Raw genomic sequence first — 9,396 nt, 5'->3', positions numbered from 1 at the left:
AGTTTACGAAAAGAGCCATTGGGAAAAATAAATATGTTGATTGGAGCGAAAGGCGCTTCCCTTTCCGCGGGTGGTCCGTGGAGCCTCCTCGTAGCTTCACGCCTTCCGCTGGAATCAGCATGGTAATAAATCTTCATTTACTTTTAATACAGCCTTTGAATAAAAAGAAAAGACATCCTATACGGATGCCCATTCCAAACGTTCTATTAAACGCGTTCTACTTTACCGGATTTCAACGCTCTTGCAGAAACCCAAACACGCTTAGGCTTTCCATCAACAAGAATACGTACTTTTTGTAGGTTAGCACCCCATGTACGCTTGTTTGCGTTCATAGCGTGAGAACGTGCGTTACCAGTTGTTGTTTTCTTTCCAGTTACAACACATTGACGTGGCATAATGATTTCCCTCCTTAACTACCAAAAGCTTTATACAGCAATCTTTAAGATCCTCATCTGGAAAAAGAAAATTGTATGAACAAATTTTCTAGACTTGAGATACCTTAATAATTTATCATACAACTTATTTGATTGCAATAGTTACCTTTCAAGAAAAAAACCTTGACATCATTATTATAAAAATGCTCTTATACTAATCAGGCAGGAATAACTTTCAATATTGCATTGACTATAGTAAAATGACTGTAGTCAAGGAGCAATTTTTTTCAGGAGGGGGAACGATTCATGTCCATTGAATTAAAAACAAAGTTCGGACAAATTGATATTTCTAACGAAGTAATCGCGACCATCGCAGGAGGTGCGGCAATCGAATGTTATGGAATCGTTGGTATGGCCTCAAAGAATCAAATTAAAGATGGAATTACGGAAATACTACGTAAAGAAAATTTTACTCGTGGCGTGATTGTTCGCCAAGAGAACGAAGCATTACATATTGATATGTATATTATTGTTAGCTATGGAACGAAAATTTCCGAAATTGCCCACAACGTGCAATCAAAGGTTAAATATACCCTCGATAAGACTGTTGGACTTGCCGTTGACTCCGTAAATATTTACGTTCAGGGAGTTCGAGTGACGAACCCGTAAGTTCGTGTAACGAACTCTGTAGAGGAGGAAAGTTTAGTGTCAATAACAGCTTTAGATGGAAAACGTTTTGCCGAAATGGTGATTCAAGGGGCCAATCATTTAGCAGCGAATGCAAAAATGGTTGATGCTTTAAACGTTTTTCCCGTGCCAGATGGTGATACCGGAACTAACATGAATTTATCAATGACATCTGGGGCTAAGGAAGTAAAAAATAATGTTCAAGACCATATTGGTAAAGTGGGATCAGCCCTTTCCAAGGGATTGCTTATGGGGGCCCGCGGAAATTCAGGAGTTATTCTATCACAGTTATTCCGTGGTTTTTCTAAGGCGGTTGAAACGAAAGCAAATATCTCAGGGACTGACTTTGCTCACGCCCTAGAGGCTGGAGTAGAAACTGCATATAAAGCCGTAATGAAACCTGTAGAAGGAACGATTTTAACTGTTGCCAAGGATTCTGCTAAAAAGGGCGTACAAGCTGCACAGAATTCAAATGACATCATTGTCATTATGGAAGAAGTTTTAAAAGAAGCTAAGGCTTCATTAAAGCGCACTCCAGAACTGCTTCCAGTTTTAAAGGAAGTTGGCGTGGTTGATAGTGGCGGCCAAGGACTTGTATTTGTTTACGAAGGGTTTCTTGCAGTCCTAAAAGGCGAAAAGCTGCCTGATACACCTACTGCATCTCTTTCGATGGATGAATTGGTCAGTACTGAACACCATAAAAGAGTTCAAGGACATATAAACACAGAAGACATTGAATTTGGGTATTGCACCGAATTTATGGTGCGCTTTGAACAAGAAAAAACAGCAAAACATCCGTTCGATGAAGGTATGTTTAGAAATGACCTCAGCAAATTGGGCGATTCTTTATTGGTCATTGCGGATGATGATGTGGTGAAAGTGCATATTCATTCCGAACAACCTGGAGAAGTCCTTACCTATGGGCAAAAGTATGGAAATTTAATCAACATGAAGATAGAAAACATGCGTCAACAGCACACCAATATTGTTGGCGAAACACATAGTGCCTCCGCTGCTGACCGTAAAAAGACCTCAAAAGAGAAGCAAGAATACGGAATTGTTGCCGTGTCTATGGGCTCAGGGATTGCGGATTTATTTAGAAGTATTGGTGCTCATGAGGTTATTGAAGGCGGGCAGACGATGAATCCGAGTACGGAGGATATCGTCATGGCTGTTAAGGAAGTAAATGCTAAAAAAGTATTTATCTTACCGAATAATAAAAACATCATTATGGCAGCACAGCAGGCAGCAGATGTTTCGGAAGAGGAAATTTATGTGATCCCGTCTAAGACGGTCCCGCAGGGACTTTCAGCTTTGTTAGCGTTTAATCCTTCAGCTGATCTTCAGACAAATGAAGGTGCAATGAATGAAGCGTTAAAACACGTGAAAACTGGTCAAATAACCTTTGCTGTTCGGGATACCCAGATTGATGGCTTAGAAATCGAGAAAGATGATTTTATGGGTATTGCTGAAGGAAAAATCGTTGTTAAAAACAAGGACAAAGTAAAAGTTGCTGAGGACCTACTTTCACAAATGCTAGATGAGGATTCAGAAATATTAACCATCATTTATGGGGATGACATTAGCGAAGAAGAGGTAAACAAGCTAAGTCAGTTTGTAGAAGAACATTATGAAGATGTTGAAGTTGAAATCCATAATGGCAGACAGCCGTTATATTCATTTATCTTTTCAATTGAATAATGAAAAGCTAAAATAGAAGGGAGTTTTCCCTTCTTTTTTTGTGGAAAAAAGTAATTGGAAAAATAAAACAATAAAAACAGGGTTATGAGATAGAATAGCGCTCGAGGGGGAGAATGGAGTGAAATATAGGAGCGTGTTTGATATCATTGGTCCCGTCATGATTGGAATTACAAGTCGAATCCCTTGTGATGAATTGATAGAAGCAATGTATAGAATCGCTCAAACAGTGCCAACAACACTAAAAGAAACTGGGCAGGGAGGGTTGGCGGCAACACCGGCAGGTCGGAAACTGGAAGCTAAGATCTTCGGTATACCGCGAAGTAATAGTGAATCCACATCTTAATCAATCAATTACGGTCATAAAAGGAATTGGTGAAGAAACTGCTGACATTTTTTCAGAAATGAAAATCTTTACGATAGAAGATCTCTTAGAGTATTTTCCTTATCGCTATGAAGATTACCGCCTCCGTGATATAACCGAGGTGGAGCATGATGAGAAAGTAACAGTGGAAGGGAAGGTTCATAGTGAGCCTTCTCTTGTCTATTATGGCAGAAAGAAATCGAAACTTATGATCCGACTGTTTGTTGGAGCACATTTGATTAAAGTTGTCTTTTTTAACCAACCTTATTTAAAAAATAAAATCAGTATCAATGAAACGATTACGGTCACAGGAAAATGGGATGCCCATCGGCAAACCATTACGGCCAATGAGATGCAGATGGGAACAAATGCAAAAACAAAGGATTTTGAGCCTGTATACTCATTAAGAGGAAAATTAACGACAAAGGGAATCCGGAAATTTATCAGCATTGCTTTTCAACAATATGGACATTTTATTGAAGAAACACTGCCAATCACCTTTCTAAAAAAATATCGACTACTTGATCGGCAAGCGGCGTTCAAAGCGATGCATTTTCCTGACAGCCAAGAAGATGTAAAACAGGCACGCAGACGCATCGTCTATGAAGAATTTCTTTTGTTTCAATTAAAAATGCAGGCATTAAGGAAATTTGAACGGGAACATTCCCCAGGAGTCATTCAAAACTACGATGCAACAAAGGCAACGGAGTTTATTAATAGTCTTCCTTTTCCATTAACGAATGCTCAATCCCGTGTGGTTAATGAAGTGTTGGCAGAACTAAAATCACGGCTTCGGATGAATCGATTGCTGCAGGGCGATGTTGGCTCAGGAAAAACAGTGGTTGCAGCCATTGGCTTGTATGCCAGTGTCACAGCAGGTTTTCAAGGTGCGCTTATGGTTCCAACAGAAATTTTGGCAGAACAGCATGCAGAAAGCTTAAAAAGAATGTTAGAACCATTTCATGTTAGGTGTGAGCTCCTAACGAGTTCAGTAAAGGGGAAACGAAGAAAAGAAATTCTTCACGAACTAGTAGAAGGGAACGTGGATATTTTAATTGGAACACATGCCCTAATTCAGGACGAGGTTACCTTCAAGAGACTCGGTTTTGTCATCACAGATGAACAACATCGCTTTGGGGTTGAACAGCGAAGAGTTCTGAGAGAAAAAGGTGAGAACCCAGACGTTCTATTTATGACTGCGACACCGATTCCTCGAACACTTGCGATTACAGTATTTGGTGAAATGGATGTATCCATAATTGATGAAATGCCAGCAGGTAGAAAATCAATTGAAACGTATTGGGCAAAACCAGAAATGCTAGAACGTGTCTTGGCTTTTGTTGAAAAAGAATTACAAAAAGGCCATCAAGCCTATGTTATCTGCCCGCTTATCGAAGAATCCGAAAAGCTCGATGTTCAAAATGCTATTGACGTATATAATACATTAAGTCATTATTTTCAAAATCGCTATCAAGCAGGTCTGATGCATGGCCGCTTAAGCTCAGAAGAAAAGGACTCCGTGATGAAGGCATTTAGTGCCAATGAAGTACAAGTGCTAGTCTCAACGACTGTGGTTGAGGTGGGGGTAAATGTACCGAATGCTACTATTATGGTGATTTATGATGCTGAAAGGTTTGGCCTTTCACAGCTTCACCAGTTGCGCGGCCGGGTTGGACGCGGCAGTGATCAATCCTACTGCATTTTGCTGGCTAGTCCAAAATCAGAAGTTGGCCAAGAAAGAATGCGGATCATGACTGAAACGAACGACGGCTTCGTTTTAAGTGAAAAAGATTTAGAGCTTAGAGGGCCAGGCGACTTTTTTGGCAGAAAACAAAGCGGTGTTCCTGAATTTAAGGTGGCAGATATGGTTCATGATTATCGGGCCCTTGAAACAGCGAGAAATGATGCGGTGATGCTAATCCAGTCTGAAGCTTTTTGGACAGCCCCTGAATATCAATATTTAAGAAATATCCTGGGTGAATCAGGCGTTTTAGAAGGGGAAAAGCTAGATTAAATCAAACTTTTTCTTTTTACTGGGCTCTATGAATTGAAATAGCAGATGGTCAGGAGAAAAAACTAATTCTTGCAATCTGCTTTTTCAAATTTTATACTACTATTAGTACCTAGTCATAAGATCGCGGACGGTGTAAAAATTCATGAGAAAAAGTAAAAAAGAGCGACAACAATTGTTGACTTCTACAATTAAAGATAATCCATTTATTACTGATGAGGATTTAGCAGAAAAATTTCAGGTGAGTGTACAAACAATTCGTTTGGACCGTTTAGAATTATCAATTCCTGAACTCAGAGAACGGATTAAGACTGTAGCTGAGAAACGATTTGATGATGAAGTCCGCTCATTACCGCTTGAAGAAGTGATTGGTGAAATTATTCATATAGAATTGGATCAGAATGCCATTTCGATTTTTGATGTAAAGAAAGAGCATGTATTTAAACGAAATAACATTGCCCGGGGCCATCATGTATTTGCACAGGCGAATTCCTTAGCTGTGGCTGTTATCAATGATGAATTAGCGTTAACAGCAAAAGCGAATATTCAATTTAAACGTTCGGTCAAATTGAATGAGCGGGTAATTGCCAAAGCAAGGGTATTGAAAATTGATGGAAACTTAGGCAGGACGATTGTCGAAGTCACAAGTTTTGTAAACAATGAAATTGTTTTTACCGGAGAATTTGAAATGTACCGTTCGAAAAATCGGTAAAGGATGAGGAAAATGAAATTAGCAATTGATGCAATGGGAGGCGACAATGCTCCAAAAGAAATCGTATTAGGGGCACTTAAAGCCGTACAAGCATTTTCAGATATACATATTACCCTTGTCGGGGATGAAAATAAAATTTACGAAACATTAACCAATCATGAACGGATTGCTGTTATTCATACAACCGAAGTGATCCTTGGAACAGATGAACCCGTAAAAGCGGTTCGCCGTAAAAAGGATGCCTCTATGGTGTTAGCCGCACAACAAGTAGCAGATGGATTGGCAGATGCGTGTATCTCTGCTGGAAATACAGGGGCGTTAGTAGCGGCAGGTCTTTTTGTGGTAGGCAGAATAGATGGAATCCACCGCCCAGCCTTAGCCCCAACGCTTCCAACCATAGGAGGCGAGGGATTTCTGTTATTAGATGTAGGAGCGAATGCGGATGCCAAAGCAGAGCATCTGCTCCAGTATGGTCAAATGGGCTCAATATATAGTGCAAAGGTAAGAGGTATTGCCAAGCCAAGAGTCGGTCTATTAAATATTGGAACTGAAGAAAAGAAAGGGAACGAACTTACTAAGCAAGCATTCGAATTGTTGAAAAATGCCGATATTAACTTTGTGGGTAATGTTGAAGCGAGGGATTTGCTAGAAGGTGTTGCGGATGTGGTTGTGACCGATGGATTTACGGGAAACATGGTCCTAAAGACAATTGAAGGAACAGCTCTTTCCGTGTTTAAAATGTTAAAAACGGCCTTAATGAGTAGTTTTACTAGTAAATTAGCTGCAGCAGTACTGAAACCGAATCTTAAAACCTTAAAAAATACAATGGATTATTCGGAATACGGCGGTGCAGCCTTATTTGGCTTAAAGGCACCTGTTATTAAGGCGCACGGCTCATCCAATGGGCAAGCTATATTTAGTGCAATTAGGCAAACTAGGGAAATGGTAAGTAATGATGTTGTTGGTTTAATCAAGATGTCAACGGATGAAGCAAATAGTGAAAAAGTAGAACGGTAAAGGAGTATTGAAATGAATAAAATAGCATTCGTGTTTCCAGGACAAGGGTCACAAGCAGTCGGAATGGGAAAAGAGTTAGCAGAAAAACACCACGAGGTTATGGATTATTTTAAAAGAGCCGATGAAAAGCTAAATATTCCACTGAGTAACCTAATTTTTGAAGGACCGAAGGAAGAATTGACCATTACCTTTAATACACAGCCTGCCCTATTAACGACAAGTATTGCTATTTTAGACTACTTTCAAAAGTCTGGAATTAAAGCTGCTTACGTCGCGGGTCACAGCTTAGGAGAATATACCGCGCTTGTTGCTGCAGGCACACTTTCTTTCGAAGAAGGAGTGTATGCTGTTAGAAAACGGGGCGAGTTTATGGAGAATGCAGTCCCAAATGGAGAAGGTTCTATGGCAGCCATATTAGGGCTTGACCGTGACCGTCTTTTTGAGGTAACAAACGAGGTAAGTGAATCAGGCAATCCAGTATCATTAGCAAATTTAAATTGCCCTGGGCAAATCGTCATTTCGGGTTCGAGAAAAGGGGTCGAAATCGCGGGCGCTAAAGCAAAAGAAGCAGGAGCAAAAAGGGCGCTTCCTTTAGAGGTTAGCGGTCCATTTCATTCCGCCTTGATGAAACCTGCAGCAGACCAACTGCGTGAAGTCCTGGATGGAATTGAAATGAAGGACGCGTCAGTGCCAATTGTAGCCAACGTAACGGCAGAACCAATAACGTCGGCATCTGAAATGAAGGATAAATTAATTGAGCAGCTCTACTCCCCTGTATTATGGGAGGATTCCGTTCGCAAAATGATTGAATTAGGTGTCGATACATTCATTGAAATTGGACCGGGTAAAGTTCTTTCGGGCTTAATCAAAAAAATTGATAAAACAGTTACCACTTTCTCTGTATCAGACGAGGAGAGTGCACAAACTGTTATAGATGCATTAAAGGAGGAAAGGCTATGAATCTTGATGGGAAAGCAGTCCTTGTAACAGGTGCTTCAAGAGGGATAGGAAGAGAAATCGCCCTTGAACTTGCACGACAAGGAGCAAATGTAGCTGTAAACTATTCAGGCAGTGAAGCAAAAGCAAATGAGGTTGTGGATGAAATTAAAGCTCTGGGCAGAGAGGCATTTTCTGTAAAATGTGATGTTTCAAACTCTGAGGAAGTTGCAGCAATGGTAAAAGGAACCATAGACAACTTTGGAAAACTTGATATTCTTGTTAATAATGCAGGTATTACAAAAGATAATTTATTGATGAGAATGAAAGAAGAAGAATGGGACGATGTTATTAATATCAATCTTAAAGGTGTGTTCCTTTGTACCAAAGCGGTAACAAGACAAATGATGAAGCAGCGCGCAGGACGCATCATTAATATTGCTTCGATTGTTGGAGTTAGCGGGAACCCAGGTCAGGCCAACTATGTTGCTGCCAAAGCAGGGGTGATTGGATTAACCAAAACAACAGCTAAAGAACTGGCATCTCGTAACATAACGGTAAATGCGATTGCACCTGGCTTCATCACAACCGATATGACAGATAAACTAACAGAAGAAGTGAAGACAGAAATGTTAAAACAAATACCTTTGGCGAGATTAGGTGAACCTAAAGATATTGCTAAAATAACGGCATTCATAGCTTCTGACGATTCTGCCTATATGACTGGACAAACCCTTCATATCGATGGCGGAATGGTGATGTGATTAGAAAAGCGGAAGCGCCCGTTCAGCGGCGTAGGGTGCTGTAGCTAGACAGTTCAAAAAGTTAAAAATGCAAATAGTAATAAAAACCTAGTGTATTATTTTGATGAAATACTCTATAATAGCTTGAGGGGAGGTGAACAGGCATGGCAGAGGTATTAGAACGTGTAACAAAAATCATCGTTGACCGCTTAGGTGTAGATGAATCTCAAGTTAAACTTGAAGCTTCATTTAAGGATGATCTTGGTGCTGATTCCCTTGACGTAGTTGAACTAGTTATGGAATTAGAAGATGAGTTCGATATGGAAATTTCTGACGATGATGCTGAAAAAATTAGCACAGTTGGTGACGCTGTTAATTACATACAAAGCACGAAGTAATCGTTGGATTTATTCACAAAAGCTCCGTTTTCAAACGGAGCTTTATTCTGTAAAATAGAACTTGGCTTCCAGCAGTGATGCCAAGTTTCTTTGCGTTTTGTGAAAAACTTTTTTAAACTAGTACTAAGTGTAGTTTGTAAATTATTTGATGCAAGGTGGAGAAGTTTTATATGCGCAAGAACGGTAATGAAAAAGAGTTAAATAATCGCGCAAAAGAAAATCTATTTAAAGGTTTTCAAAATACGATTGGTATTACGATGGAGAACGAGAAATTATTAAAACAAGCTTTTACTCATTCATCCTATGTGAATGAGCATCGCAGAAAGCCTTTCGAAGATAATGAGAGACTTGAGTTTTTAGGTGATGCTGTTCTAGAACTAACTGTTTCACAATTCCTTTACAAAAAATATCCAACGATGACCGAGGGTGAACTGACTAAACTTCGAGCAGCCATTG

At 39.9% G+C, this 9,396-nt stretch carries 10 protein-coding genes and 1 pseudogene (1 of these 11 cut by a window edge); 10 read left to right on the top strand and 1 reads right to left on the bottom strand.

Annotation, left to right across the window (positions count from 1 at the left end):
- Nucleotides 1–206: 206 nt before the first annotated feature.
- A complete protein-coding gene (rpmB, locus tag V7137_RS17820; RefSeq protein ID WP_026566424.1) occupies nt 207–395 on the bottom strand; it encodes a 50S ribosomal protein L28 in 189 nt (62 codons plus the stop codon).
- A 285-nt stretch (nt 396–680) separates the two neighbouring features.
- Between rpmB and V7137_RS17815 the strand changes: the two genes are divergently transcribed.
- The 10 genes and pseudogenes from V7137_RS17815 to V7137_RS17770 form a co-directional block, all read left to right on the top strand.
- Nucleotides 681–1,043, top strand: a complete 363-nt coding sequence (locus V7137_RS17815; RefSeq protein WP_026566425.1) for an Asp23/Gls24 family envelope stress response protein — start codon at nt 681–683, stop codon at nt 1,041–1,043.
- Nucleotides 1,044–1,079: 36 nt separating this feature from the next.
- Entirely contained in the window at nt 1,080–2,762 is a 1,683-nt protein-coding gene (locus V7137_RS17810) for a DAK2 domain-containing protein (RefSeq protein WP_335699332.1), read from the top strand.
- A 157-nt stretch (nt 2,763–2,919) separates the two neighbouring features.
- Nucleotides 2,920–3,105, top strand: a pseudogene (locus V7137_RS17805) (L-serine ammonia-lyase, iron-sulfur-dependent, subunit alpha); the annotation flags it as partial.
- Complete coding sequence (recG, locus tag V7137_RS17800) at nt 3,089–5,137, top strand: ATP-dependent DNA helicase RecG (protein WP_335699331.1); 2,049 nt, start codon at nt 3,089–3,091, stop codon at nt 5,135–5,137. The pseudogene V7137_RS17805 and the gene recG, both read left to right, overlap by 17 nt.
- A 142-nt stretch (nt 5,138–5,279) precedes the next feature.
- On the top strand, nt 5,280–5,846 hold the full coding sequence (gene fapR, locus V7137_RS17795) for a transcription factor FapR (protein WP_335699330.1): 567 nt from the start codon (nt 5,280–5,282) through the stop codon (nt 5,844–5,846).
- A 12-nt stretch (nt 5,847–5,858) separates the two neighbouring features.
- Nucleotides 5,859–6,863: a phosphate acyltransferase PlsX gene (gene plsX / locus V7137_RS17790; RefSeq protein ID WP_335699329.1), complete on the top strand. Its 1,005-nt coding sequence runs from the start codon at nt 5,859–5,861 to the stop codon at nt 6,861–6,863.
- 12 nt (nt 6,864–6,875) lie between these two features.
- A complete protein-coding gene (fabD, locus tag V7137_RS17785; protein WP_335699328.1) occupies nt 6,876–7,823 on the top strand; it encodes an ACP S-malonyltransferase in 948 nt (315 codons plus the stop codon).
- On the top strand, nt 7,820–8,563 hold the full coding sequence (fabG, locus tag V7137_RS17780; RefSeq protein ID WP_335699327.1) for a 3-oxoacyl-[acyl-carrier-protein] reductase: 744 nt from the start codon (nt 7,820–7,822) through the stop codon (nt 8,561–8,563). The genes fabD and fabG overlap by 4 nt, the downstream gene beginning before the upstream one ends.
- Nucleotides 8,564–8,706: 143 nt before the next feature.
- Nucleotides 8,707–8,940: an acyl carrier protein gene (acpP, locus tag V7137_RS17775; protein ID WP_026566432.1), complete on the top strand. Its 234-nt coding sequence runs from the start codon at nt 8,707–8,709 to the stop codon at nt 8,938–8,940.
- A 170-nt stretch (nt 8,941–9,110) separates the two neighbouring features.
- On the top strand, nt 9,111–9,396 hold the start of the coding sequence (locus V7137_RS17770) for a ribonuclease III family protein (protein WP_335699326.1). 377 nt of this gene lie beyond the right edge of the window; 286 of the gene's 663 nt are visible here — the first part of the coding sequence; its start codon is at nt 9,111–9,113; its stop codon lies beyond the right edge, outside the window.

The sequence above is a fragment of the Neobacillus drentensis genome, assembly GCF_036962765.1.
GTDB classification, from domain to species: Bacteria; Bacillota; Bacilli; order Bacillales; family Cytobacillaceae; genus Neobacillus; species Neobacillus drentensis_C.
This window is presented reverse-complemented; position numbering and strand designations above follow the sequence as displayed.